The organism is Alkalimonas mucilaginosa, assembly GCF_036327005.1.
Classification (GTDB): domain Bacteria; phylum Pseudomonadota; class Gammaproteobacteria; order Enterobacterales; family Alteromonadaceae; genus Alkalimonas; species Alkalimonas mucilaginosa.
This window is the reverse complement of record NZ_JAUGZK010000014.1, coordinates 18,320-43,441: the sequence shown is the minus strand read 5'-3', so window position 1 is coordinate 43,441 and position 25,122 is coordinate 18,320. Positions and strand designations below refer to the sequence as shown.

The window sequence follows — 25,122 nt, the reverse complement described above, 5'->3', positions numbered from 1 at the left end:
GTTTTGCCAGGAATACATACTGGCAGGCGTCAGTTAGCCGCAGGAACCAGTTGCATAATCACCTGGTTGTTTTTAAACAATTGCAGGGTATTGCCGTTTACTTCGGCCCTGTCGGCGCTTTGCAAACGTTCGGTGAAACTGCTTTCGATGCGGCTGCTTTCGTCACAGAACTTGCGGGTCATGGCCAATGGACTGACCTGCAGGGTGTTGGCGCGCTGACGGTAGTTGGCATGAAAGTTATTGCAGCCGGAAAAACCATACAGAGTGTTGTTGTCGCGAAACAGCACCCGTACATTCAATTGCTGGGGTACGTACTGATCGGCGATTTTCTCAGCCCGCCAAACTACACCCTGCATGCTTTCAGGAGCATGGCGCTCCGGGCAGCTGGCACCAGGCCAAAACTGTTCAAATTGATCAATAAATAAGGTATCACTGTCTTTACCATTGCCAAGACGGCCAGTTAGGGTGGCAATTACAGGACGACCATCCAGTGCCGGATCCTGCCGGTAGTTGCGCAGCATCGGCATATGGTGTTGTGTCATGGCAACCTGATAACGCTCGCCGGAGTCACATTGGGTAAAGCTGGCCAGATCTCCATTGACCCGGTACAGACCAAGCATTGGCCGGCGGGTATCAATAGACTGCAGCCGGCTGGCACGATCCAAATGGTAATTCAGGCTGGAAACAATGGGTTTACCCGCCATATCCAGCATGGTCAACCGGTGATTGCTGACAAACTGGAAGGTAGGCAGGGTGTGTTGCTGGTTCATCAGGTGCAGGGTGCGTTGCTCCAGCAGCCAGGTGCCTTTAACCAGTAATATGTTGTTGCGCTCCAGGTATTCCTGGCGAATTTCAAAGCGGCCATCGCGGTACAGGTTCAGATGAAAAGCAATGCCGGGGCAATCGGCACAGGGCAGGGTGCCGATAAAGCTCATATCCTGATCGATAAAAATCATCTCGAAGTCGGTGGCAAGCGCCTGAGTCGCCTCGGTGTCTGGTACTTCTTCAACCACCAGCGTATCGACCGGAACCACCGTGGTTGGCAGACGTTCACTACGGGATACTTCTGGCTTGGTAGCACAGGCTGAAACGACCAGACTGGCCAGTACACAAAGGACAAAACGTGTTTTCATCATTACTCCGGCATGTTCCCGTTTTGGTAGTGCAGCGAATTATACCCGCTTCAGACGCATTTTATAGCGCTAAGTTTCGCATGAATCGCAGTTGCGGTCATTTCCGGTGCTTCTTGCATAAAGCAATGGCTGCCCGGCAGCTGCTCAAGCTCAACTGCAGGGTTGAGATGCTGCCATTTTTGCAGCGCTTTAGGCACAAAAGGATAACTGTTATTGCCATAAAGCACCAGCGTTGGCGCACAGGGCTTAGCGAGTTGACGCCACAAATTGCGTGGGTAGGAGCCAAAAATTTCGGCCTCCCGCTCAGGTTGGCATTTTAAACTAATACCGTGCTCCGTCGGTTTTAGGGCATGGTCGATGTAAGCGGCTAAAGCTTCAGGCTGCCAATTCCGGTACAGGCCACGTTGCTGCAGGTAGTTTTTTGCGGTGATTTTGTCTGGCCAATGCTGCCGGCGTTTTAGCGCCGCTCGGGCATAGGGGTTTCGTTGGTACAGTCGAACCAGGGTAAGTGCTTTCATGCTGGTCAGCATGCTGGGAGTAAACAGCACCGGATCGAGCAGGACTACCTGAGAGAACAGATCAGGGTAAGCGGCATTATTCAGCGCTGTCAGCACCCCTCCAAAACTATGACCAAGACCAATGTGGGGAACATTGGCAAAGCGATCACGATGCGCTAACCAGGCCTGGGCTGCCAGCTCAGCACTTTCATTCCAGCCGACAAAGGGGCCACCATGATCGCTGTCACCATGTCCCTGCGCATCGGATAAGAATAAGTCATAGTCTCTGGCCAGTTGTTGCAGCATGGGTTGGTACATCCGGCTGCAAAAGCCATTGCCATGCAAAACATGCAATACCGGCTTGCCACTGGGAGCACTGTGGTACCCCCGCAGGCAAAAGCCATAATGGGTATGAAAAGACCAGGGGATAAGCTCCACTGCATTGTCCCTGTTTCAACGAAGATGGCCGCAAGATGCCAGCTTTTTCCCGTTATCGCAAGTCAGGATCAGACTTTTTCCTCATTGACAGCTTTTTCTGCCAGTCGTTTTGCCGCAACTTCAAACAGCCGGCGTTGTTCTTGCTCCAGAGCTTCCAGTTTTGACCGATCGGCATCGGTGAGTTCCTCTTTGGCCAGGATCTCATCAATTTTTTCTTGCAGCTCTTCGTATTTTTCGCGGTCAAACCCAACTTTGGCATCTGTCATGGCCTGCATCATCTGGCTTAGATAGTCTACCCGCTCCGTCACTTGTTCTGGCACTCTGCCATCAGGTCGGTAGGTCAGGCTTAATCCCTCGGAGCCTGGTGCAGCTTGTCCCAGAGTGACCCGATCTGGCTCAGGAATGGGGGTAGGGCGCACATCTGGCACAGGTTGAGGTTGGATCTCATTTTTGCTGTCTTGTACGGGCTGTTTTACGGGCAAAGGATACAAATCGGCTTTGTTGTCTTCGCGCAGACGTTGTCGTAGTGCCTGGTATTCACTGCCACTGGTTTGGGGAATAATCAGCATATCAGCTGCTCCATGGTTTGGTACTGCCTGGTGAAAGATGACTGCTTGTGAAGTGAGCACGATGCAAAGGCTGCGCCAGGCTGATGCAATGTTCAGACAGCCTGGCGCCTTGTTGTGCCTGGCTGTGGTGATACAGCAAACAGGCAAAGGCTTGCCGTTTCAGGGCAATTGCTTGCCTGTCGGACGGTACAGCCAGAGTCCAACTGCAATCATGCCGAGTGTCAGACAGCTAAGAGCCACCAACTCTTGTTGAATATCGACCAGGCTGGCGCCCAGTTGATTGATACCTACAAACCCATGAATGCCGGCTGTGGAGGGGAGCAACCAGCGCAGATAGTAGAGCGCTGTTGGCAGGGATTCGGCCGGCCAACTGTACCCCGAGATAAACAGCATGGGTACGGCACTAATCAGCAGCAACTGCAAGCCACGTTCACGGCTTTGAAACAAGCGGCCAAGCAGCAGGGCAAAAGCAGCTATGCACAGCGAGAATAGCAGACAAAATACCAGCAGATGCACTAAGGGACCAAGCTGAGCATAGTGTTGCAGCCGAAGGGCAACCAGGAAAAAATACAGTGAGTTGAGCAGTCCGATACAGCTAAAGGTAAGCAGCATACCACTGTAGGCGCGCCAACCGCTTGGCAGTTGCTTCAGCTCGGCTTGCCTGCCCAGCAGCAAGGTTACGCCGATTAACAGTGTCTGCTGGATCACCAGCACCATCACTGCCGGCACTATGGCATGGCCATAGCCATCTTTGGGGTTGTACAAAGAGCGGCTGTGCAACTGCAGGGGTTGCAGACTGTCGATGGCTTGTATCGGACTAAACCCCAAGCTTTGTAGCTTGTGCATACTAACCGCTGCACCCATTGTCAGGGCTGCTTCATTGGCATTCATCAAGGCTTTGCTGCCAGCCAGCAGGTAGCCGCCATGGCTGGCAATCTGCACCTGTGCAGCACGCCCTGCCAGGATATCCTGATGAAAGCCACTTGGGATAATAATCAGAGCCATCACATCGCCTTGCCATAACGCGGCTTGAATGGCGGATGTTTCGCTGCTGATTTGACGTATTTCCAGATTTGGTGATGCCAGCAACAGGCGTCGCAGGTTTCTGGAAGACGCACTGTGATCCTGGTCAATCAAAATAGTAGGTACTGATTCCACTTGTTCGAAGTGGTAAGGCAGTGGGTAGAAAAAGGAATAAATTAAGCCTGCGACAAACAACAGTAAAATGGCGCCCTTATCTTTAAAGATCAATCGCCAGGTGTGCAGGCTGTGTTGCCAGATAGTCATTAACGTGCCCCCCAGCTTTCGGCCTTAAAGCCCGAGCGTTTCAATAGCAGATAACCTGAAATACTGCCCAGCAGCAGCATCGACAGCAGTACCAGCCAGGGGGTGCTGGCCGCTTGCCATGGCGCGCCAGCCAGCCATTGCTGATTGTATAACTTCAGCCAGTGGGTCAGTGGCAAAATACTAGCCCAGTACTGTGCCAGCTCCGGCATGGCTACCAGAGGGAAGGCCTGACCGGAGTAGGCAAAAGCAGGCGCGCTGTAAAAACCGGCCAGACTGAGAGCCATGCGAAAGTTTCGGGTCAGAGCAACCAGCAACAGCGCGATGGCCATGGCAGCTGCAATCATTAACACAAAACTAAACCAGATATTTACAGCGGAGCCGGCATAGCTGGCAGGAGCCAGCAGCTGAAACAAGAGTACGTAGCCAGCGCCGTACAATACAAGTAAAGCAAAGTAGGGAACCAGTTTGCTTACCAACGCCATTAACACTGAGCCACCGGCACTATCCAGCCAGGCTTTGGCCGTGCCGTCTCTTAGCTCCCGCCCTATGGCAGAAACGGTGACTACCATCGCCAGGATCTGAAACAGGGCCGGAATTAAAGTAGCTGCCAGAAATACCTCATAACTTGGCCCCTCGTTGTATAAAGGGGTGGCGAGCACCTGCACCGGCAGTACAGTGGCCAGACTGGCCTCGGGGTAAAGACCCTGTCGCTGCAGCCTGTCGCTGTGAATACCGACACCGGCAGTCATAATGGCTTGCTGAATGCCACGTTGCAGTGTTGATGCATAGGTGGTGTATTGGCTGTTTAGCTGCAACACCAGTTCGGCAGGCTGTCCCTGATAGATACTATCTTGCAGGCCTTTGGGTAAAATCAACAGGCCATAGATCTGGCGTTGACGCAGGGCATCCACGGCCACTTTACTGTCAGTGGCATCCAGGGTGACCGCTACTCCGGGGGCAGCATCAACCAACCTGATCAGTTGCCGTGACAAAGGGCTTTGATCCTGATCCATCACAGCAACAGGCAGTTGCTCGGGCTGACCGGCAGAAAAAATCCACCAGATAAAGATGCAAAGCAAAGGCATTAGCCAAAGGGCTAAAAAGCGATCACCACGATCATCGTGCAGGTGCTTGAGTTCGCGGCTCAGGCTAAGCCGAAAAGCCGACATCAGTCCTCCAGCGCCAGTATCACGGTCATACCGGCCCGTAACTTAGGCTCATGCTGCACGGGCCTTGCTTCCAGTTGGAAGGTTTTCAAGTCGTAACCCGGGGTACCCCGGACTTGCTTCCAATTCGCAAAAGATGGCAGGGCACTTAGCTTGCTGACGCGAAAGCGCAGGCTATGGTTCAATGCGGGTACCCACGCATCAAACTCGGTGCCTGGGACCAGTGCATTGAGCTTATCTTCCCGGATGGTAAAGACCACCCAGCTATCGGTTGGGTCAATTAACGTAATCACCGGATACCCGGTAGGTGCCAGCTCGCCGGGCTGAATGACTATGCTGGCAATTTCACCGGCCAGAGGAGCGAGCATGCGGGTTTCCTGCCGGTAAGCTTCTACTTCAGCTACGGCTGCAGCAGCACGACGGTTCTGTGCCTGTACTGCCCGCAGTTGCTCCTGGCGTGCGCCGGAAGCTGCCATGGTGTAACGTGCCTCCGCTGCGCTGGCCTGATCGGTACTGGCTTGCCACTTTGCCTGTACTTCATCCAGTTGTTGTTGTGACACCAGGCCTTCGGCATGCAAATTACGCATCCTGTTCAACGTCGTTTGGTACAGGTTTTGCTGCACCAGCGCCCGCTGCCAGTCCAGCCGGGCCATCTCTATTTCTTCACTACGAAGGCCGGCTTCAGCTTCATCCTGCAGTGCTTTGGTCGCCGCTTCGGCGGCTTCAGCCTGAGCCAGTTTGGCATTTAGCTCGGGACTATCCAGTTCAAACAACAATTGGCCCGGCTGAACCATATCGCCTTCTTTGACATGCATTCGACTGACACGGCCTGGGATCTTGCTGGCTATACGGATCTCCCGCACTTCGACATCACCATGCAAGAACTCGGGTTGTGGGCTTGGCCAAAGCCACCAGAAGAGCACCAGCACCAAAAGAACAGCGAAGAGAGGTAGAATAATTTTTTTACTTTGCATGTTGAACCCTTAAATGGATGCGCAGGACTGCTGTTGCAATAAAGCAGGCAGCCAGTTGGCTAATAATTCCGGGCGGCCTGTTAGCTGAGTGAGTTGCGCCAGGGCGCTGCTGTATTGAAAAGCAGCCTGCAGTGCCTCTACTTCAGCAGCCGCTTGCTTTAAACGGGCATCGGTCACATCCAGTGACGTTGCCATGCCTTCTTCAAAAGCATGGCGTTGCAAACGGGCATGTTCGCGTGCCAGTTCCAGATCCTGCTGTAACAACTCAAATTGCTCCAGATGCTGCAGCACGGTACGGTAGCTGCTTTCCACCGCCAACTGCATATCGGCGTCGGCCTGATCCCGGCTGTGATCCAGCTGTTGTTGCCGGCTAAGTACGGCATCTACACTGGCCTGGCGATTCACCGGGGTAGTAAAGTGATAACGCATGCCAAGACCAATGCTCCAGTCAGGCTCGGTCAAGGGGGTGGCGGCTCGGTTTAAATCATAGCTGCCTACCAGGAACACCTCGGGCAGCTTTTTGCCTTGCTCTATGCGTAGTTGCTGCTTTACCTGACGATCTTTCGCCTGCAACTGCGAAAAAACCGGGTTATTGCGCCTGGCCTCGGCAACAAACCAGTCGATAGATTCGGTTAATGCGACTGGCTGGGGCAGTGGGGTACTTAAGCAACTGAGTGCATCCAGTTGCAGTAAATTTTGCAAGGCAGCCTGAACATCAATGAGCTGCCGTCTGGCTTGGACAGCGCTTCGGCGGGCTTCTGCCTGAGCTACTTCGGCCTGCATCCGGTTGAGCTGGGTGATCAGGCCCTCTTGTTCGAAGCGCCTGGCTTTATGAACATGGGCATCCAGAGTCTGCAGAGCTTGCTCCCGAACCTGCACCACCTGTTGCATCATCTGGCTGGAAAAGTACAGATCAAATAATCGTTTTAGCAACTGCAGTTGCAGCAAACGTTGTTCCGCTTCGGCTTCGGTAACCCTGGCGGCAACTTGTTGCTGAGCCGCATTGGTTCGGCCACCGGTGTACAGAGGCCAAAGCAGATTCATCTGGCTACGAATACCACTGCGAAACACATCGAGTTCGGCTGGCTGGTTGATCACCGGAATATCGAAAGTCACTTCTTTTTCATAGGCAATACCGGCAATGGTGATGCTCAGCTGTGGCAGGTTCAGGCTGTTCAGTGCTCGCTGCTGGGCTTGCCAGGCATCGACATCAGCTTGCTGCGCCAGCAAAGTTCGGTTCGATGCCAGTCGCTGCTCAGCATCAGGCAGGCTGAGCGTTGTTGCCCGTAATGTGCTGTCTGGCATCAGTAAAAGCAGCATGGCTGTCAGGCCTGCCAATGAAGAACGGAAGTGCATAGAAATCCTCGTTAGAGTAAATGCTCTACTTTATTCTAAGCAAGTTCACCTGTGGCTGCAACTTATTGCCACGGTGAGCCTTATTTGGTACCAAATAATTTGTCGCCGGCATCGCCAAGCCCCGGCAAAATGTAGCCATGCTCGTTAAGTTTTTCATCGACGGCTGCGGTGTAAAGCTCGATATCCGGATGTGCCTTCGATAAGGCACTGATGCCTTCCGGCGCTGCCACCAGCACCAGAGCTTTGATATGCTTGCAGCCTTGTTGTTTTAACAGATCAACGGTTGCAATCATTGAGCCACCGGTGGCCAGCATTGGATCCACTACGATGGCCAAACGGTGCTCCATATCCGGTGCCAGCTTTTGGAAATAAGGAACAGGTTGCAGGCTGTGCTCATCCCGGTAAATACCAACCACACTAATGCGGGCGCTGGGTAAGTGCTCCAGTACACCGTCCATCATCCCTAAACCTGCCCGTAAAATAGGCACTACAGTGACTTTCTTGCCTTGAATTTGCCGGATTGGAATGGTGCCGCACCAGCCTTCAATACTACAGTCTTCCAGTGGTAAATCGGTGGTGGCTTCGTAAGTAAGTAAACTGCCAACTTCTCTGGCAAGTTCGCGAAAGGCTTTGGTGCTGATATCGGCTGAACGCAATAAGCCCATTTTATGCTGCACCAGCGGGTGTTTAACTTCCGTTAGCTTCATTTGTTATCCTTGTTAAAACACAGTTTTAAGCATAGCACATCGAAAGCCTGGCTTTGATGCCCCAGCAATTGCAACCACTCTGAGTTTAAGTTATTTTGAGCTGTCTTTGAATAAAAGGAAAAAAACGATGTTAAAGAAATCAATTCTGCTGGCGGCGATGTTGTGCTGTTTTCCATTAAAAGCGGATCCGGCCTATGAATTGCTGGATGTGATGGGAGGCCAGGAGCAAGTGCTTCAGATGCAGCAACAACTGGTGCAAATGATGGCAGGGTCAAACCCAGTGCTGGCACAGTACGAGCCGGTATTGCTGGAATGGAGCCGGACCTACATGAGCTGGGACGAAATGAAAGTGCCGATGGCCGCGCTTTATAAAAAGCATTTCAGTGAAGCGGAGTTAAAAGAGCTGGTTCAGTTCTACAAGTCCCCGGTAGGTGCCAAAAGTGTTGAGCTAATGCCGCAGCTGTTTTCCGAAGGTGCGCAAATCGGCATGGCGTTGGCAGAAAAGTATCAGCCGCAATTACTGCAGATGTTGGAAGCTGCAGGATTGGATATCGGCAATTAGTTTCTTAAGTCATCGGGGCGCTTGATTGCGCCCCGACTTCAAACTGGCAGTTGTTATCTTCCTAAATAAGGTTCCCAGTCTTTAAGCACCGGAGCCATCCCCAGTTGTTGCAGATGCTGCCGGTATAAAGCCGGACTACGGCTATCGTCGATGCTAAATTGTTCCAGTGCTTCAGGATCCACTGCATACCCACCGGGGCGGGTGCTGGAGCCGGCACTGCTGCTGGTAATGGCAATGGGTACCAGTTGATCGCGCAGCTCAGCCCGTTCACGGGTGGATAAGCTGATCTCTAGACTGGGAGACAGCAGGCGGAAGGCACAGACTAGTTGCACCAAATGCTTGTCGCTCAGTGGATAGGGGACTTCGATACCACCGCTGCAAGGCCGGATCCTCGGTACCGACAGTGAATAACGGCTTTGCCAGTACTGTTGTTGCAAATACAACAAGTGCATGGCCAAAAAGCTGGCATCGGTGCGCCAGTCTGCCAGGCCAAATAATACGCCTAAACCGATTTTATCAATACCGGCTTTGCCCAGCCGATCCGGGCAACCGAGCCGCCAGCTCATATCGGACTTTTGGCCTTTTAAGTGGTAACGCTGATAGGCGCTTTGTTGATAGGTTTCCTGATACACCATCACCGCATCGACACCAAGCTGACGTAACTCCAGGTAGTGGGCTTCGGATAAGGGTTGCACTTCCAGCATCAGACTACTGAAGTGACGGCGGATCAAAGGTAGCATCTGCCGGAAGTAGGGCATGCCCACTTTGCGTTCATGCTCACCGGTGACTATCAGTACCTGATCGATGCCGGATTGACGCAATGCCAGGCATTCTTTTTCGATTTCTTCGGCAGTGAGTACCCGGCGTTTGACTTTCTGGCTCATGGAAAAGCCGCAGTAACTGCATTCATTGGCACAGAGGTTGGATAGATACAAAGGGGCAAACAGCTGCTGAGTTCGCCCAAAGCGCTGGCGGGTTCGTTGTTGTGCTTTGGCTGCCAGTTCAGGCAGCAGCGGCTCGGCAGCCGGCGATATCAGAGCCTGGAAGTCTTGCAGGGTAAGTCGGGTTTTACCGAGCGCTTGTTTCACCTGGGCCAGTGAATAGCTTCGGCTTTGAAGCAACTGGTGCTCCCAGCTTTGCTGCTGCCACAGTTCATAGAACCCCTGGGTCATAGCGTCTCCAAAAAGTGGGTCAGTGGGCTGGAAGCATGCGCCTGCGAAGAGGTAGCTGCCAAACCGCTGCGCCGGGCATGAACTCCGGCCTGGCATGCCAGCCGGAAGCCTGTTGCCATAGCAACAGGATCGGCCGCACTGGCAATGGCAGTATTGACCAGCACAGCACTGGCACCCAGCTCCAACGCCTGACAGGCATGGGAGGGAGCCCCAAGGCCTGCATCAATAATGACCGGTACCGTCGCCTGCTCTATAATGATCTCCAGCATTGCCAGGGTCTGTAGGCCCTGATTGGAGCCTATCGGTGCACCCAACGGCATTACGGCAGCACAGCCAGCTTCTTCCAGTCGTTTGCACAGTACCGGATCGGCCGGGCAATAAGGCAGTACCACAAAACCACGTTTTACCAGCTCGTGCGCAGCCTGCAGGGTTTCAATCGGATCCGGCAGCAAATAGCGCGGATCCGGATGGATCTCGAGTTTCAGCCAGTGGGTGCCAAGCGCCTCGCGGGCCAGCTCTGCGGCAAAGATGGCTTCGCTGGCTGTTTTAGCACCGGAAGTATTGGGCAGCAGCCGAACGCCCAGCTGTTGCAAGGGCGTCAGGATATCGTCGCTTTGGTGTTGTAAATCCAACCGCTTCATTGCCAGGGTCACCAGCTCAGTGCCTGATGCTGTGACTGCAGCCATTAATTGTGCCGCACTGGCAAACTTGCCAGTACCAAGCAGCAGAGGGCTTTCTAACTGAACGCCTGCCAGATTGAGCATTTTAACCTCCGGTGACGATTTGAAAAGCCGCGACCTGATCGTCCGGCTGTAAAGTAGTGCGAGCCCACTCCCGTTTACTGATCACGGTCTGATTAATGGCCAGTGCCAGCCCATTCGGGTTAAGTTGCAGCTGCTCAACCAGCTGTTGCAAAGTACAGGGTTCAGCAAGTTGCTGTGGTTGTTGATTAACGGTGATACGCATAATGCTGCTCCCATAACTTATTAAAAAAGCGCAAGCGTTGAGCTGGTTGCGTCGCTTTGGTAATAGCACTGACCATGGCAATACCATGCACTTTGCTGGCGCAGGTTTGTGCAAAGCTGTGCTGATCGATGCCGCCAATCGCCACCGTCGGAGTACCGGCACAGAGCGGTACTGACAGAGCCAACCTTTTGAGCCCTTGGGGCTGCGATGGCATCTGCTTGGTTTGGGTGGGGAACACATGGCCCAATGCAACATAGGAAGGGCGTAATTGCAGGGCTCTGGCCAGTTCAAAGGGGCCGTGGCTGGAAATACCCAACCGAAGGCCAGCTTGCTGGATCGCTGTTAAATCGGCCAGAGCCAAATCTTCCTGGCCTAAATGCACGCCGTAAGCGCCAAGTTCAATGGCCAATTGCCAGTGGTCATTGATAAAAAGCCGTACCTGATATCTGCGGCATAGCATCACGGCTTCGGCAATCTGAGCATGCAAATCAGCAGGGCTGCCTTGTTTCAGCCGTAATTGAATGCAGCCAGGTTGCTCCGGTAACAGTTGCTGCAGCAGGGCGATGGAGTCGACCACCGGGTAGACGCCCAGCGGCTCACTGATGCCGGCAAAAGGTGCTGTTGGTGTTTTTGGCCAGTTGGCACCGCTAATTCGTGGCAGATACTGCTGACTTGTTGGCCAGCCCGGATGCGCCAGAGAGCCTGGGCCTGCCCCTGTTGCATAGCCCTGCTCCAGTGCCGCCTGCAGGTAGGCCCGAGCCAACACCAGTGCATCTTCCAGCGGATAACCATGCGCCAGCAGGGCAGTTAGGGCACTGGACAGAGTGCAACCGGTGCCATGTTGATGCGGCGTCTGCAACCGTTCACAGGCAAGAGCAACCAGCTTGTCTTGCTGATAAAGCAGGTCTGTGACATCCCGGATCTGGCTGATATGGCCACCTTTTACCAGTACAGCTGAAGCGCCAAGCGCCTGCAGCAATGCCACCTGCTCATCAATAGCCTGGGTCGGTCGGCCACTGAGTAAGCCAAGCTCCGGCAGGTTGGGGGTGAGCACATCAATGTGAGGCAGCAAGGCACGCCAGGCATCCAGCAGCGCTTCACTGTGCCAGTGTTGGCCACTGCTGCTGCCAAGTACAGGATCGGCCACCACCAGTGCCTGATGTTGCTGTTTGTACTGCTGCAGCCAGTCGGCCAGCTGCCAAATCATTTCAGCTGTTGGCAGCAAACCTATTTTAATCGCTCGCGCTGGTAAGTCACTTTTCAAGGCGTCCAACTGAGCTTGGAACAGCTTATTTGAAACAGGCTCCAGCGCCTGCACACCAAGCGAGTTCTGCGCTGTGATGGCGGTGATTGCGGTGCAGGCATGACAGCCAAGGTCCTGCAAGGTCAGCACATCGGCCTGAATACCTGCGCCCCCCCCGGAGTCTGAAGCAGCAATGCTCCAGACCAGGGGTTTCGCCGGCTGCAGTGCTGCTACCGGCTGAGGACTGGCTAACGAAGTATTAGCTGCTTGCATCGGCCAACTCCGTGGTGCTGCTTTGACTTGCGGACTCTTCTGCGATTTGTTGATTCAGTCGCATTGAGCAGAACTTAGGACCGCACATTGAGCAAAATTCTTCGCTGTCCGCTCCTTCGTGCCCCAGTGTTTCATCGTGGTAGGCTTTGGCCGTGAAGGGATCCAGTGCCAGGTTGTATTGATCGACCCAGCGAAATTCGTAACGGGCCTTGGATAGGGCATTATCCCGCAGTTGCGCCGCCGGGTGGCCCTTGGCCAAGTCAGCGGCATGGGCAGCAATGGTGTAGGCAATTAAGCCTTGCTTGACGTCTTCTTTGTTCGGCAAGCCCAGGTGTTCTTTGGGGGTGACATAACAGAGCATGGCGCAGCCATACCAGCCAATCATCGCAGCACCGATGCCGGAGGTGATGTGATCGTAGCCCGGGGCTATGTCGGTAGTCAGTGGCCCTAAGGTGTAAAAAGGCGCTTCATGGCAGTGCTTGAGCTGCTCGGTCATGTTTTCTTCAATCAGTTGCATCGGCACATGGCCCGGACCTTCAATCATTACCTGCACATCGTAGCGCCAGGCGATTTTTGTCAGCTCACCCAGGGTGCGAAGCTCGGCAAACTGGGCTTCATCGTTGGCATCGGCAATGCTGCCAGGGCGCAGGCCATCGCCAAGTGATAACGAAATATCGTAGGCCGCGCACAGCTGACAGATTTCTTCGAAGTGCTCGTACAAAAAACTTTGCCGGTTAAAGATGCGGCACCACTGCGCCATGATGGCGCCACCGCGCGAGACGATGCCTGTCACCCGGTTGGCGGTTAGCCCAACGTACTCCTGCAGAACACCGGCATGAATGGTGAAGTAATCCACCCCTTGTTCGGCTTGCTCCAGCAGGGTGTCTTTAAACACCTGCCAGCTTAGTTGACTGACATCGCCTTTGACTTTTTCCAACGCCTGATAAATCGGCACTGTGCCAATGGGCACCGGGCTGTTGCGCAAAATCCAGTCGCGGGTTTGGTGAATGCGCCGGCCGGTGGAGAGATCCATCACGGTATCGGCGCCCCAGCGGGTGGCCCAGACCAGTTTTTCCACTTCCTCTTCAATGCTGGAGGTGACCGAGGAGTTGCCGATGTTGGCGTTGACTTTCACTTTGAAGTTGCGGCCAATGATCATCGGCTCGGCTTCCGGATGGTTGATATTGGCCGGAATAATAGCCCGACCAGCAGCTACTTCTTCCCGGACAAATTCGGCGGTAATCACCTTGGGCGTGCGGGCGCCAAAACTGTTGCCGCTGTGCCGGCGCATGCCATCATCCTGCGCTTGTTCTGAGCGGCCCATGTTCTCGCGCAAGGCAATAAACTCCATCTCCGGCGTGATAATACCGGCTCTGGCGTAGTGCAGTTGTGTCACTGTTTTACCGGCTTTAGCGCGCATTGGCTGGTGCGAAAATTCGGTGTGCCATTCATCCAGCGCGATTTCCTGGTAAGGTGGCAGCGGGGAGGCTTCCACATCTGCACGCGCTGTGATCCACGCCAGCCTTAGCTTTGGCAGGCCCTTTAGCACATCGAGTTTTTGTTCCGGATCGCCATAAGGACCGGAACTGTCGTACACATTCAGTGGCGGGTTATCGCTTAAACTGCCGTCTTTGTGTTTGGTCGGATGCAGTTGGATAGAACGGACCGGCACCTGGATATCCGGGCGCTCGCCCTGTAAATACCGCCGTACTGAGTTGGGAAAGGTTTCGCCCTGCAGCTGACGAATATAAGCCTGGGCGCGGGCGCGTTGTTCGCGTTTGGATACTGGGGTTGAATTCTCTGACATAGCAAGCTCCTGGGTTCCGATATCGGTTGAGGTTGCTTGTCTGGAGTGGGTGAACAAAGGTGGGGCAGCAGGCTGAGATACAGCCAGATACACCAGGCGCTGCAGCAGGGATCCCAACAAGCAGGATGGTGCAGCGCATCTTGTTCCCTTCGCAGGTATTAGCCTGAATCAGGTTCCACGGATCTCGCATCAGCGATCTCAGCTCCTTTGGTTGTAATACAACCAGTGGAGCACTCCGACAAGTTGGCTTCAGTATACGGACTTCATAATCGAAAGCAAGAGCCGCTCGTGCTCAGAGCTGCTCGGCATAATGGTACAGCGCTTTCAGGATACGCATTGCCCGCTCATCGTGTTGATGTTGCTGCGCCGCCAGCTCCAGTTGCTGATGAAAAGCCTCCAGTGTCAGTGGCGGATCATCCAGCCCATCGGTTAAGCGATCCACGCAATACTGTTGCCATTTGAGCATGTCCTGTTCATTCAAACTAGCGGGGTAGTTACGTGCCCGGTAGCGAAACAGCAGTTGATTCAAACGTTCGTCACTAAAAACTGGCGTCTGCACTTCCAACTGCTGCGGGCTGAGCTGGTGCAACGCCATCATTTTTTGCTTATCGCCATCGGCCAAAAATCCCTGATAGAGCTGATAATCCGGGTTGGTTTCTACTGGGAATGCTTCGGCTTGGGCAAACACCTGCTGTGCTTGTTGCTGCACCTCCGGGTTGGCCAGCAACCAATTTAAATGTGCCCGGCATTTGCTGCGATCAATACCCAGAGCATCGGCCCGCTGTTCCGATAAGGTTTTCGCCGGTGCCAGCACCGGGCATTTGTTCAGGTGAATTAGTTTCAGGCCCAGCCGCTCTTCGCCTTCGGCTAAATCAGCGCTTTTGGTATAAAGCTTCTCGCGCAATTGGTCGATATCAAGCGCCAGTAAAGGCGTTGGGTCGGCCTGCAGGTTCCAGGCAATCAGTGCATTCTTGTTGGTTGGATGAAACGCCAATGGCACCACCCAACTGACACAGCCCTGACTGGCCGGGAATTTACCGGACACATGCACCAAAGGGGTTTGATTGGCCAGATTGATGTATTTGCTAAGGGCCTGTTTTTTTCGGTGCTCAAACAAGAACTGAAACAAACGCGGCTGTTTGTCACGCACAAGTTTTGCCAGCGCTATGGTGGCATAGACGTCGGACAGCGCATCGTGCGCCTGTTCATGGGCCAGCTGATTGGCTTTGGCCAAGTCTTCCAGTTTAAAGCTGGGCGTACCGTCGTCTTTTAACGGCCACTCAATACCCTCCGGGCGAAGTGCATAACAGGCCCGCACCACATCCAGCAAATCCCAGCGGCTGTTGCCCTGTTGCCACTCACGGCCATAAGGCTCATAAAAATTGCGGTACAGACTGTGACGGGTCACTTCATCATCAAAGCGAATGCTGTTGTAACCAAGCACGCAGCTATCCGGCTCACTGAAACGTTCCAGGATTTTACCGATAAACTCGGTTTCCGGCAGTCCGCGTTGTTGGCAAAGCTGCGGGGTCAGGCCGGTGATCAGGGCTGCTTGTGGGTGCGGCAGGTAGTCGGGAGCCAACTGACAGTACCAGACATCCGGTTTACCAACAATGTTGAGCTGGTCATCGGTACGAATACCGGCAAACTGGGCCGGGCGGTCACGTTTTGGATCGGCGCCCCAGGTTTCAAAATCGTAGAAGTAAAAAGACATAAACAGTACGGACTCTTGGCTGGCGAATTTTTCCTGCTGCTAGTGTAACAGCTCGATAGAGCGATAGACAAAAGCGGATGCAAGGCAGGACCTGTTTTTTGCTGCTTGACCCGAGCGCCAGACTGCGCCAGTATGGCAAAAATACTGCGCATTAAAGTTACGCATAACCTACTCGGGCTGGTCGTTACGCCAGCTGTGGCAGGCTTTGCAGAGGATAGCCAATGACCGCCAGTAGACGGATTGAATGGATCGACTCCTTGCAATCGGTACCAGCCGATAGCTGGAATGCTTTGTTTGCAACCGATTACCCTTTTACCCGGTTTGATTTTTTGCAGGCGCTGGAAAGTGGCGGCAGTGTTGGGCCTGGTACTGGCTGGCAGGCCAGTCATCTGACCATCTGGCAAGGCGAGCAATTGATCGCGGCCGTGCCGGCCTATCTGAAGCAACACTCCTATGGCGAATACCTGTTTGATTGGGCCATTGTTGAAGCCTATCAGCGCTATGGCCTGGACTTTTTCCCCAAGCTGGTGCTGGCCATTCCTTTTACCCCGGCCGAAGGACCGCGTTTTGGTGTGTTAGCGGGTGAAGATGAGGCCGAGCTGATGACGCTGATGCTGGATGCCTTGCAGCAGCGCATGAAAAAACAGCGCCTGAGCAGTATTCAGTGTTTGTACCCCAATGAAGCGCAGCGCGAGCACCTAACGGCTGCCGGCTACTGGCCACGGCAGGATGTGCAGTTTGAATGGCGCAATTATGGTTACGCGTTTTTTGATGATTTTCTGGCAAGTTTAAGCTCACGCAAGCGCAAACAAATTCGTAAGGAGCGTCAGCGGGTGCAAGACGCCGGTGTTGCTCTTAGTGTGGTGCATGGCTGCGATGCCGATGCGGCGCTCTGGCAGCAATTGTATCACTTTTATCAACGCACCTACTTAAAGCGCTCTGGCCATGCCGGTTATCTGACCGAAGCTACCTTTCACGAATGGGGCCAGCAACTGGCCGATAGCATCGTGATTTTTGCCGCCTACCAGCAGCAGCAACTGATAGCCGCTTCCTTGTGCTTCCGCTCAGCGGACACCCTGTATGGCCGTTACTGGGGCTGTGAAGCCGAATGGGACTTTCTGCATTTTGAAGCCTGCTACTATGCCGGCATTGCCTATTGCATCGAGCAGGGTTTACAGCGCTTTGATGCCGGTGCTCAGGGTGAACACAAGCTGCAACGCGGCTTTGAGCCGGTTACGCGTTATGGTTGCTATCACTTTCGGGATAGCCCGCTAAAAGATGCGATAGGCCGCTATTTTGAAGGCGAAGAGGATATGCTGGCACTTTATCAACGCCAGGCGCAGGCGCGTTTACCATTTCGCCAGCCGGCACACTCAGAGCCTTTGTCTTAACGCTGAAAGTGCAGCAAGCGGTTATTGGCCGGCATCGCATGATCGGCTTGCAACACAAAACCGGCCTGAGCGGCCAATGCAAGCACGGCTTCCTGATCACGAATGCCCATGACAGGGTCGCGTAGTCGCAGGCTTTGATCAAAAGCCTGATTGCTGGCACTGGTAAATTGGCCCTGGTAATTAAAGGGGCCATAAATGCAGAGGCTGGCAGCTGGCAGGCAGAACTCATCCAGCCGGGCAAACAACCGCTGCACCACAGCCCAGCTCATAATGTGCAGCGTATTGGCACTAAAGATCGCATCCACTTTGGCATAAGGCCAGCTGTTTTCCCGAATATCCAGTGCAACTGCCAAAGGCAGATTAGGACGTTTCACCTGCTGCAAGCGCCGATTCAGATCCGGTAAATAGGCCGGTTGATCGCTGCACTGCCAATGCAAGTGCGGCAGCTCATGGGCAAAGTATTCGGCGTGTTGCCCGGTACCACTGCCAATCTCCAACACCTGCTGGCGATGGGCAAAGGCATGGCGCAGGATCTGTAGAATAGGCCCCTTGTTGTTTTCACAGGCCTGTGAAAAGGGTAAAGCTGTTTGCATAACGCACTCGCTATCGATTACCAGAGTCATAGCATAACGGAAAGCTGCAGTACGATGAAGTGATCGAACTGCGATTCTGAGCGTAACGCTATGATGAAACAATAACTTAAATACCATGGTGTGGTGATGGTCCGACAATCTCCTTACACAAAGTTACAGCAATGCAGTGGCTTGCTGGTTATTCTGCTGATTACTTTTTTGGCCGCAGCGCTGGGAAGCCTGGGCTCTATCAATGCGCCAGCGTTTTACCTGCAACTGGAGCTGCCGAGCTGGGCACCACCCGGCTGGTTATTTGGTCCTGTCTGGACGGTGCTGTACACCCTGATGGCGCTGGCTGCCTGGCTGGTTTGGCGCAGTGACCGTATCGCCATCACGGGCAGAGCATTGCAGTTGTATGGTATTCAACTGGCGCTGAATGCGCTCTGGAGCTGGCTGTTTTTTGCCTGGTACCTGGGAGCAGCAGCACTGGCTGAGATTGTATTGCTTTGGCTGGCGATCCTGCTCACTCTGCTATGGTTTAAACGGCACAGCAATCTGGCGGCTCTGCTTTTGGTACCCTATTTGTGTTGGGTAAGTTTTGCAACGGTACTTACCTGGAGCATCTGGCAATTCAACCCGACTGTGCTGTAACGAGAGGCGTTTATGAGATACCGCTACACCCTTTGCACTACCTTCATCGCTGTGAGCTTGTTTTGGCAGCCATCTGCCAATGCTGATAACGAGACTGTCCGGCCTGAGCCGCGAGGTTTTATTTACGGAGTTGGCGTTGGAGTTAATCAGGAGCTGTATCAGGATTACCGCAGGCGGACAGTACCTATACCGGTGGTTGGCTACCGGGGCGAGCGCTTATCGGTGTATGGTCCTTTTATCAGTTATGAGTTGCTGCAGCAGGACGGTTTGACACTAACGGCGCGGCTGGCCCCACGCTTTGCCGGTACCGATGCTTCAAAAAGCCCGGTCTTTGAAGGCATGCAAAAACGCAAAACCTCAATGGATGCGGGTGTTGGCCTGCGGTATGACTGGCAGAATATCCGGCTGGAAACATCCTGGCTGCACGATGTGCTTGGTAACTCCGATGGCTATGAAGTGCGCAATCGCATTGGTTACCAGCATCGCTTTGGCCCGGTTTTTGTTGAGCCGCATCTCAGTTTGGATTACAGCAACGCCCGGCTGGTGAATTATTACTATGGCGTCCGGCCGGAGGAAGTTACCAGCAACCGGCCGGCTTACCATGCGGGCAGTGCCTGGAACCCCGGGGCCGGTGTGTCGGTAGCCACTCCCATTTTTTGGGGAGGCATGACCCGGTTAGGTCTGGATCATCGCTGGTACGATGATGCGATAGCCGACAGCCCATTGACGGATCGGCGCCGCGGTTTTCAGTTGTTTTTTAGTTTCAGCCGCTTCTTTTAATGATTGTGTTGCTGTTTTGCTTGGCTGACAGACAAAAAAAAGCGCCGGCAAGCGGCGCTAAAAATGTCAGCAGACAAGGTTGGTGTCTGGGTGTTACAAGGAACAAAGCCATGGTAGCGCTTTGGTGCATGCAAGAAGTTGATCTACCGCAAATCAGTTGCCGACAACCGCACAAATTTGTCAGCCTGGGCCAGATAGGTTACAAGTAAAGCACAAGATCCCATTTCAACAGGACATCCAAGATGCGCAAGACATTGTTAGCCGCTGTAACTACCGGATTAGTTGCCACAGTTGCAGTCGGGGCAGAATCTCCGATTGGTTTAGTGATCCACGGTGGGGCCGGCACCATAGAGCGGGCGAACTTATCGCCCGAGCAGGAACAAGCCTATCATGACGGCCTGCGACTGGCGCTGGAGCAGGGCTATGCTATTTTGCAAGCCGGCGGCTCCAGCCTGGATGCTGCCATCAAGGCGGTCACTATTTTAGAAGACAATCCGTTATTCAATGCTGGCAAAGGGGCTGTCTATACCTGGGATGAACGCCACGAACTGGATGCGTCCATTATGGATGGGGCTACCTTGAATGCCGGTGCGGTGGCTGGGGTCAGTACCGTTAAGAACCCTATTTTGCTGGCGCACAAGGTGATGACGGAGTCGGTGCATGTGATGTTATCCGGCGCCGGTGCCGAACAGTTTGCTGCAGAGAAGGGCCTGGAGCAGGTCGATAACAGTTACTTTAACACTGAATTTCGCCATGAAGCGCTCAAGCGCATGAAAGCGGCTGAGGGCGCTGTGCCGCACCAGGCTAACGTGGTGCGTGATCCGAACTGGCAAATGGGCACGGTTGGCGCTGTGGCTATTGATCGCCAGGGCAATCTGGCCGCGGCGACCTCGACCGGTGGCATGACCGGCAAACGTTATGGCCGGATCGGCGACTCGCCCATTATTGGTGCTGGCAACTACGCCGACAACAGCAGCTGCGCCGTTTCTGCCACCGGTCATGGTGAGTACTTTATTCGTTATCAAGTCGCTTCCGATATCTGTGCCCGGGTGAAGTATCAGGGCGTTTCGGCTAAAACCGCAGCTGATGCGGTAATTCAGGATGTATTGCTGCCAGTCGGTGGCACCGGTGGTGTTATTGTGGTGGATGCCAAAGGAGAGCTTAGCTGGTCTTTTAATACCCCCGGCATGTACCGCGGCAAGATTGGCAGCAATCAACCGGCCTTGACGGCTATTTTTGCCGACGAGTAACTGGCTAAAAAGTCAGCAGTCAGTGGTTTTTTGCTGACTAAAATCCGGCAGTTTTGCCAGTTTCAGCTAGGCTTAAAGCAAGCAATATGTCTTCAGGAGGAAACATGGACTTACTGAAAGTAGGCGATTACATGAACAACCATCCGGTAACCTTTACCGCAGATATGACGGTGGAGCTGGCAGCCGATCGGCTCACCATCAGCAATCAGACCGGTGGCCCTGTGGTGGACGAACACAATAAAGTGATTGGCTTTTTATCCGAGCAGGATTGCTTGGCTTTGATGCTAAAATCCACCTACCACGACCAGCAGGTGGCGCATGTGCGCGATATTATGCAAACCGAGGTGTTGTCGGTAAAAGCGTACGATGGCATCATCGATTTGGCGCAAACCATGCTAAAGCTAAAACCCAAGTTGTATCCGGTGGTGGACGACAACAACCAGTTGCTTGGGATCATCAGCCGCAGCCATGTGCTGGCCGCCATCGATAAGGAAATGAATTCCCATTATCGCAAAGCCGTTTGATTGCAGCGCTTTGCGCTTCTTGCTAGCATAACGCCCTTATTCTGCTGAGGGCGTTTTTTTGTCTGAACCCAAGTCCATACCGAATCCACAGTCGCTCCACGAGTTGCAGCGACAGCTTCGTTTCGCCATGCAAAGAGATCAGTTCCGTTTGCAAAAGCGCCTGCATGGCCTGAAAAAAATCAGCGATGAGGCAAAGCGTAATAAAGCTCTCGCCACGATAGCACAGGATCTTGAGCGCTCGGTTGCCCTGCGCCAGCAACGAGCCAGCCAGGCCTTGCAACTGAACTATCCGGCCGAGCTGCCGGTGGTGGCAAAAAAAGACGACATCAAAGCGGCCATTGCTAAGCACCAGTTGGTGGTGATTGCCGGTGAAACCGGCTCGGGCAAAACCACCCAGTTGCCGAAAATTTGCCTGGAGCTGGGGCGCGGTGTTGCCGGCATGATTGGCCACACCCAACCACGGCGTTTGGCTGCACGCAGCGTTAGCAATCGCATTGCTGAAGAGCTGGGGGTCGAGCCTGGTAAAGAAGTCGGTTTTAAAATTCGTTTTGGCGATCATACTTCCGAGCAGACCCGGATTAAACTGATGACCGATGGGGTGCTGTTGGCAGAAATGCAGCAGGACCGTTTCTTAAATCAGTACGATACGCTGATTATTGATGAGGCGCACGAACGCAGCCTGAACATCGATTTTTTGCTTGGGTACCTGAAACAGTTGTTGCCAAAACGGCCGGATTTGAAGGTGATTATTACGTCGGCCACCATCGATCCGCAGCGTTTCTCCAAACACTTTAACGATGCGCCGGTGATTGAAGTCTCGGGCCGCACCTATCCGGTGGAAGTGCGTTACCGGCCTTTCGATGAAACGGCCGAGCAGAACGATAAAGATCGCGATCAGCTGCAAAACCTGTTCGATGCAGTGGAGGAGCTGTACCGCGAGCCGCCGGGCGATATTCTGGTGTTTTTAAATGGCGAGCGGGAAATTCGTGATATCGCCGATGCGCTGGAAAAGCTGAAATTGCCGCATACCGAAATCCTGCCGCTGTATTCGCGTTTAAGCGCCAGCGAACAAAACCGGGTGTTTCAATCGCATCCGGGCCGGCGCATTGTGCTGGCCACCAATGTGGCCGAAACCTCGTTAACGGTGCCGGGGATCCGCTATGTGATTGATCCCGGTACCGCCCGTATTTCCCGTTACAGTTACCGCTCTAAAGTGCAGCAGCTGCCGATTGAACCCATCAGCCAGGCCAGCGCCAATCAGCGTAAGGGCCGTTGTGGTCGGGTTGCGGCTGGTATTTGCATTCGGCTCTACAGCGAAGAGGACTTTTTAAACCGGCCGGAGTACACGGATCCGGAGATCCTGCGCACCAACTTAGCGTCGGTTATTTTGCAGATGTTGTCCTTACGCCTTGGCAGCATCGAGGCCTTCCCGTTTTTGCAGCGGCCCGACAGCCGTTTTGTCACCGATGGCATCAAATTGCTGGAAGAGCTGGGGGCGGTTGAAACCAAACGCAAAGCCGGTCAGTTGCAAATGACCGAGCTTGGCCGTCAGTTGGCACGGTTGCCGATTGATCCCCGGCTTGGCCGCATGCTGCTCGAAGCGCCAAAACAGCAGGCGCTGAGTGAAGTGGTGGTGATCGTAGCAGCGCTTTCGATTCAGGACCCGCGTGAGCGGCCGCTGGATAAACAGCAAAAAGCCGATGAGCTGCACAGCCGCTTTGCCGATCAGGACTCGGACTTTGTCAGTTACCTCAAGCTCTGGCAGTACTTGCAACAGCAGCAGGAGGAATTGAGCAACAATCAGTTTCGCAAACTGTGCAAAACCGAGTTGCTGAACTACCTTCGGGTGCGGGAGTGGCAGGACTTGGTGTATCAGCTGACGCAACTGATGCAGGAGCTTGGTTTTCGCGCCAATCAGGCCACAGCAGGCTATGCCGAAATTCACCGCAGTCTGCTTAGTGGTTTGCTCGGCCAGATTGGCTGCAAAGATGCTGAAGCCGATTATCTGGGGCCGCGGCAAACCCGTTTTTACGCCTTTCCAGGCAGTCATTTATTTAAGCGCAAACCCAAATGGGTGATGGCGTCCGAATGGGTGGAAACCTCCAAACTCTATGCCCGCAGCCTGGCAAAAATAGAGCCGGACTGGGTGGAGCCGCTGGCCGAACACCTGGTTAGCCGCAGCTACAGCGAGCCGCACTGGCAGAAGAAGCGCGGGGCTGTTATTGCTTTTGAGCAAGTCAGTTTGTATGGCGTGATCATTGTCGGCAAACGGCCAGTGCTGTACAGCAACATCGATGCTGCGACCTGCCACCAGATCTTTATTCGTGAAGCCCTGGTGCATGAAGAGCTGGGACAGCAGGAAGCTTTTTTGGCGCACAATCGCAAGCTGCTGGATGAAGTGATCGCGCTGGAAGATAAAAGCCGGCGCCGTGATATTCTGGTGGATGAAGAAGATTTGGTGCAGTTTTACGCCAGTCGGGTGCCGCTGCAAGCCAATAACCGCGTTGATTTCAGTAAATGGTGGCAGCAAAAACGCAAAGAAGACAAACGCTTTTTGCACTTTGACCCCGAAGCCTTGAAAAAACGCGCTGCCGATGACATCGGCGAAGGACAGTTCCCGGATGTATGGAGCCAGGGCAATCTGAAGCTGCCGCTAAGCTATCACTTTGCACCGGGCGAGCCGGACGATGGGGTCAGTCTGGTGATCCCGCTGGCGCTGCTGAATCAAATCAACGATCAAGGCTTTGACTGGCTGATCCCGGGCCTGTTGCATGAGTTGCTGGTGGCGCTTATTAAATCCTTGCCGAAAAATTACCGTCGCCAATTTGTACCGGCACCCAATTACGCCGATGCTCTGTTGCAGGTGCTGCAACCTGGCCAGGGCAAGCTGCTGGGGGCGGTGACCGCACAGTTACGGCGGATGTCCGGCACCACCATCCCGGAGGATGCCTGGGACCTGGCCAGTTTGCCGGCTCATTTGCAGATGAATTTTAAAGTGGTCGATGCCAGCGGCAAGCTGATGGTGCAGGGACGTTCGCTGGCCTTGTTAAAACAGCAATTGCAGGGCGATGTGCAGCAAACCTTGAGCGAGGTGGCAGAGCCGGATATCGAGCAGCAACAGCTGACCGACTGGAGCTTTGGTCAGTTGCCCAGTGAGTACGTGCAGCTGCAGGCGGGTTACGAGATCAAGGCCTATCCGGCGCTGGTGGATGAGGGCGACTCAGTCGCCATTAAGCTGCTGGACCATGCCGCTTTGGCCAGGCAAACCAGCTTGCTTGGTCTACGCCGCTTGATATTGCTGAATATTCCATCGCCGGTGAAATACCTGCAAGAGTCATTGCCGAACAAGGCCAAGCTTGGGCTTTATTTTAATCCTTTTGGCAAGGTGCTGGAGCTGATAGACGACTGCATTGCGGCGGCGGTGGATGCCATGCTGGCAGAGCAGGACTTTCCACACAACCAGGCGCAATTTACAACCATCAAAGAGCAGGTGCGGGCCGAGCTGAACGAGCGGGTGTTGGCCATCGCCTTGCAGGTGGAGCAAATTTTGTCGCTCGGTCACCAGATCCAAAAGCGCTTAAAGGGCAAGGTGGATTTAGCCCATGTGCAGGCGCAGGGGGAAGTCAAACAGCATCTGGCTAGCTTGCTGTTTAAAGGCTTTGTCAGCCAGCATGGCGCAGCCAGATTGGCGGATTTACTGCGCTATTTAAAAGCGATGGAAAAACGACTGGAGAAACTACCGATAGATCCGCACCGTGACCGGTTGATGATGCACGATTACCAGCGCGCCGAAGAAGCTTATCAGGCCTTGCTGGGCCATTACAAAACCCTTGCTGTGTTGCCTGAGCCTGTAGCGGAGATCCGCTGGATGATAGAGGAGTTAAAAGTATCACTGTTCGCGCAAACCCTGGGCACGGCGTATCCAATTTCGCTCAAGCGGGTGCTCAACGCCATCAGTGACGCGAAGTCGTCGGCTGCCTGACGCCTAAATCTATCACCGTTTTCAATCCTGCCTTTACAGGCATGGGGGAAAGCTATATAACTAGTACGTCAGGTACAAACACATTAAGCAAGGACAAGCTGGGGGAGT

At 53.9% G+C, this 25,122-nt stretch carries 22 protein-coding genes and 1 riboswitch; of the genes, 7 read left to right on the top strand and 15 right to left on the bottom strand.

Going from position 1 to position 25,122, the window contains the following annotated elements; genetic code table 11:
• Positions 1-29: 29 nt before the first annotated feature.
• The 8 genes from QWF21_RS15250 to upp all read right to left on the bottom strand — a co-directional run bounded on the left by QWF21_RS15250 (position 30) and on the right by upp (position 8,127).
• Positions 30-1,133, bottom strand: coding sequence for an META domain-containing protein (locus QWF21_RS15250; protein WP_330088906.1), 1,104 nt, complete (start codon positions 1,131-1,133; stop codon positions 30-32).
• Between the two features lie 50 nt (positions 1,134-1,183).
• A complete protein-coding gene (locus QWF21_RS15245) occupies positions 1,184-2,068 on the bottom strand; it encodes an alpha/beta fold hydrolase (RefSeq protein WP_330088905.1) in 885 nt (294 codons plus the stop codon).
• A 68-nt stretch (positions 2,069-2,136) separates the two neighbouring features.
• Entirely contained in the window at positions 2,137-2,637 is a 501-nt protein-coding gene (locus QWF21_RS15240) for a hypothetical protein (RefSeq protein ID WP_330088904.1), read from the bottom strand.
• A gap of 159 nt (positions 2,638-2,796) precedes the next feature.
• Positions 2,797-3,924, bottom strand: coding sequence for an ABC transporter permease (locus QWF21_RS15235; RefSeq protein WP_330088903.1), 1,128 nt, complete (start codon positions 3,922-3,924; stop codon positions 2,797-2,799).
• Positions 3,924-5,093: an ABC transporter permease gene (locus QWF21_RS15230; protein ID WP_330088902.1), complete on the bottom strand. Its 1,170-nt coding sequence runs from the start codon at positions 5,091-5,093 to the stop codon at positions 3,924-3,926. Before QWF21_RS15230 ends, QWF21_RS15235 begins: the two co-directional genes overlap by 1 nt.
• Positions 5,093-6,064 (bottom strand): HlyD family secretion protein, encoded by a 972-nt coding sequence (locus QWF21_RS15225; protein WP_330088901.1) that lies wholly within the window; start codon positions 6,062-6,064, stop codon positions 5,093-5,095. The genes QWF21_RS15230 and QWF21_RS15225 overlap by 1 nt, the downstream gene beginning before the upstream one ends.
• 9 nt (positions 6,065-6,073) lie before the next feature.
• Positions 6,074-7,420: a TolC family protein gene (locus QWF21_RS15220; RefSeq protein ID WP_330088900.1), complete on the bottom strand. Its 1,347-nt coding sequence runs from the start codon at positions 7,418-7,420 to the stop codon at positions 6,074-6,076.
• Positions 7,421-7,500: 80 nt separating this feature from the next.
• Positions 7,501-8,127 carry a uracil phosphoribosyltransferase gene (gene upp, locus QWF21_RS15215; RefSeq protein ID WP_330088899.1) on the bottom strand — a complete coding sequence of 209 codons (627 nt, stop codon included), beginning with the start codon at positions 8,125-8,127 and terminating at the stop codon, positions 7,501-7,503.
• Between the two features lie 127 nt (positions 8,128-8,254).
• Here upp and QWF21_RS15210 point away from each other — a divergent pair, with 127 nt between their 5' ends.
• The gene (locus QWF21_RS15210) at positions 8,255-8,689 is read left to right on the top strand and encodes a DUF2059 domain-containing protein (protein WP_330088898.1); all 435 of its coding nucleotides are present in this window, start codon (positions 8,255-8,257) and stop codon (positions 8,687-8,689) included.
• A gap of 53 nt (positions 8,690-8,742) precedes the next feature.
• On the opposite strand, the gene thiH is transcribed toward QWF21_RS15210, so the two are convergent.
• The 6 genes from thiH to sbcB all read right to left on the bottom strand — a co-directional run bounded on the left by thiH (position 8,743) and on the right by sbcB (position 15,864).
• A complete protein-coding gene (thiH, locus tag QWF21_RS15205) occupies positions 8,743-9,861 on the bottom strand; it encodes a 2-iminoacetate synthase ThiH (protein ID WP_330088897.1) in 1,119 nt (372 codons plus the stop codon).
• Entirely contained in the window at positions 9,858-10,625 is a 768-nt protein-coding gene (locus QWF21_RS15200) for a thiazole synthase (protein ID WP_330088896.1), read from the bottom strand. Before QWF21_RS15200 ends, thiH begins: the two co-directional genes overlap by 4 nt.
• Position 10,626: 1 nt before the next feature.
• On the bottom strand, positions 10,627-10,827 hold the full coding sequence (thiS, locus tag QWF21_RS15195) for a sulfur carrier protein ThiS (RefSeq protein ID WP_330088895.1): 201 nt from the start codon (positions 10,825-10,827) through the stop codon (positions 10,627-10,629).
• Complete coding sequence (gene thiE / locus QWF21_RS15190) at positions 10,811-12,343, bottom strand: thiamine phosphate synthase (protein ID WP_330088894.1); 1,533 nt, start codon at positions 12,341-12,343, stop codon at positions 10,811-10,813. Before thiE ends, thiS begins: the two co-directional genes overlap by 17 nt.
• The gene (gene thiC, locus QWF21_RS15185; RefSeq protein WP_330088893.1) at positions 12,330-14,150 is read right to left on the bottom strand and encodes a phosphomethylpyrimidine synthase ThiC; all 1,821 of its coding nucleotides are present in this window, start codon (positions 14,148-14,150) and stop codon (positions 12,330-12,332) included. Before thiC ends, thiE begins: the two co-directional genes overlap by 14 nt.
• Before the next feature lie 127 nt (positions 14,151-14,277).
• A riboswitch (TPP riboswitch) is annotated at positions 14,278-14,398 on the bottom strand.
• Positions 14,399-14,442: 44 nt separating this feature from the next.
• Positions 14,443-15,864 (bottom strand): exodeoxyribonuclease I, encoded by a 1,422-nt coding sequence (gene sbcB / locus QWF21_RS15180; protein WP_330088892.1) that lies wholly within the window; start codon positions 15,862-15,864, stop codon positions 14,443-14,445.
• Positions 15,865-16,085: 221 nt separating this feature from the next.
• Here sbcB and QWF21_RS15175 point away from each other — a divergent pair, with 221 nt between their 5' ends.
• Positions 16,086-17,255, top strand: coding sequence for a GNAT family N-acetyltransferase (locus QWF21_RS15175; RefSeq protein ID WP_330088891.1), 1,170 nt, complete (start codon positions 16,086-16,088; stop codon positions 17,253-17,255).
• Here the strand turns inward: QWF21_RS15175 and QWF21_RS15170 are convergent.
• Positions 17,252-17,848 (bottom strand): DUF938 domain-containing protein, encoded by a 597-nt coding sequence (locus QWF21_RS15170; RefSeq protein ID WP_330088890.1) that lies wholly within the window; start codon positions 17,846-17,848, stop codon positions 17,252-17,254. The genes QWF21_RS15175 and QWF21_RS15170 overlap by 4 nt on opposite strands.
• A 126-nt stretch (positions 17,849-17,974) precedes the next feature.
• On the opposite strand from QWF21_RS15170, the gene QWF21_RS15165 reads away from it, so the two are divergent.
• The 5 genes from QWF21_RS15165 to hrpA all read left to right on the top strand — a co-directional run bounded on the left by QWF21_RS15165 (position 17,975) and on the right by hrpA (position 25,014).
• Positions 17,975-18,478, top strand: coding sequence for a TspO/MBR family protein (locus tag QWF21_RS15165; RefSeq protein WP_330088889.1), 504 nt, complete (start codon positions 17,975-17,977; stop codon positions 18,476-18,478).
• A 12-nt stretch (positions 18,479-18,490) separates the two neighbouring features.
• Entirely contained in the window at positions 18,491-19,258 is a 768-nt protein-coding gene (locus QWF21_RS15160; protein ID WP_330088888.1) for a MipA/OmpV family protein, read from the top strand.
• A 242-nt stretch (positions 19,259-19,500) separates the two neighbouring features.
• Positions 19,501-20,508, top strand: a complete 1,008-nt coding sequence (locus QWF21_RS15155) for an isoaspartyl peptidase/L-asparaginase family protein (protein WP_330088887.1) — start codon at positions 19,501-19,503, stop codon at positions 20,506-20,508.
• Positions 20,509-20,612: 104 nt separating this feature from the next.
• Positions 20,613-21,032, top strand: a complete 420-nt coding sequence (locus tag QWF21_RS15150; RefSeq protein ID WP_330088886.1) for a CBS domain-containing protein — start codon at positions 20,613-20,615, stop codon at positions 21,030-21,032.
• Positions 21,033-21,090: 58 nt separating this feature from the next.
• Positions 21,091-25,014 carry an ATP-dependent RNA helicase HrpA gene (gene hrpA, locus QWF21_RS15145; protein ID WP_407935301.1) on the top strand — a complete coding sequence of 1,308 codons (3,924 nt, stop codon included), beginning with the start codon at positions 21,091-21,093 and terminating at the stop codon, positions 25,012-25,014.
• The last annotated feature ends 108 nt before the right edge of the window (positions 25,015-25,122 follow it).

Coding starts and splice junctions, on each gene's coding strand:
- QWF21_RS15250 (WP_330088906.1), bottom strand. CDS start 1,133: ATGAAAACACGTTTTGTCCTTTGTGTACTGGCCAGTCTGGTCGTTTCA.
- QWF21_RS15240 (WP_330088904.1), bottom strand. CDS start 2,637: ATGCTGATTATTCCCCAAACCAGTGGCAGTGAATACCAGGCACTACGA.
- QWF21_RS15235 (WP_330088903.1), bottom strand. CDS start 3,924: ATGACTATCTGGCAACACAGCCTGCACACCTGGCGATTGATCTTTAAA.
- QWF21_RS15230 (WP_330088902.1), bottom strand. CDS start 5,093: ATGTCGGCTTTTCGGCTTAGCCTGAGCCGCGAACTCAAGCACCTGCAC.
- QWF21_RS15225 (WP_330088901.1), bottom strand. CDS start 6,064: ATGCAAAGTAAAAAAATTATTCTACCTCTCTTCGCTGTTCTTTTGGTG.
- QWF21_RS15220 (WP_330088900.1), bottom strand. CDS start 7,420: ATGCACTTCCGTTCTTCATTGGCAGGCCTGACAGCCATGCTGCTTTTA.
- upp (WP_330088899.1), bottom strand. CDS start 8,127: ATGAAGCTAACGGAAGTTAAACACCCGCTGGTGCAGCATAAAATGGGC.
- QWF21_RS15210 (WP_330088898.1), top strand. CDS start 8,255: ATGTTAAAGAAATCAATTCTGCTGGCGGCGATGTTGTGCTGTTTTCCA.
- thiH (WP_330088897.1), bottom strand. CDS start 9,861: ATGACCCAGGGGTTCTATGAACTGTGGCAGCAGCAAAGCTGGGAGCAC.
- QWF21_RS15200 (WP_330088896.1), bottom strand. CDS start 10,625: ATGCTCAATCTGGCAGGCGTTCAGTTAGAAAGCCCTCTGCTGCTTGGT.
- thiS (WP_330088895.1), bottom strand. CDS start 10,827: ATGCGTATCACCGTTAATCAACAACCACAGCAACTTGCTGAACCCTGT.
- thiE (WP_330088894.1), bottom strand. CDS start 12,343: ATGCAAGCAGCTAATACTTCGTTAGCCAGTCCTCAGCCGGTAGCAGCA.
- thiC (WP_330088893.1), bottom strand. CDS start 14,150: ATGTCAGAGAATTCAACCCCAGTATCCAAACGCGAACAACGCGCCCGC.
- sbcB (WP_330088892.1), bottom strand. CDS start 15,864: ATGTCTTTTTACTTCTACGATTTTGAAACCTGGGGCGCCGATCCAAAA.
- QWF21_RS15175 (WP_330088891.1), top strand. CDS start 16,086: ATGACCGCCAGTAGACGGATTGAATGGATCGACTCCTTGCAATCGGTA.
- QWF21_RS15170 (WP_330088890.1), bottom strand. CDS start 17,848: ATGCAAACAGCTTTACCCTTTTCACAGGCCTGTGAAAACAACAAGGGG.
- QWF21_RS15165 (WP_330088889.1), top strand. CDS start 17,975: ATGGTCCGACAATCTCCTTACACAAAGTTACAGCAATGCAGTGGCTTG.
- QWF21_RS15160 (WP_330088888.1), top strand. CDS start 18,491: ATGAGATACCGCTACACCCTTTGCACTACCTTCATCGCTGTGAGCTTG.
- QWF21_RS15155 (WP_330088887.1), top strand. CDS start 19,501: ATGCGCAAGACATTGTTAGCCGCTGTAACTACCGGATTAGTTGCCACA.
- QWF21_RS15150 (WP_330088886.1), top strand. CDS start 20,613: ATGGACTTACTGAAAGTAGGCGATTACATGAACAACCATCCGGTAACC.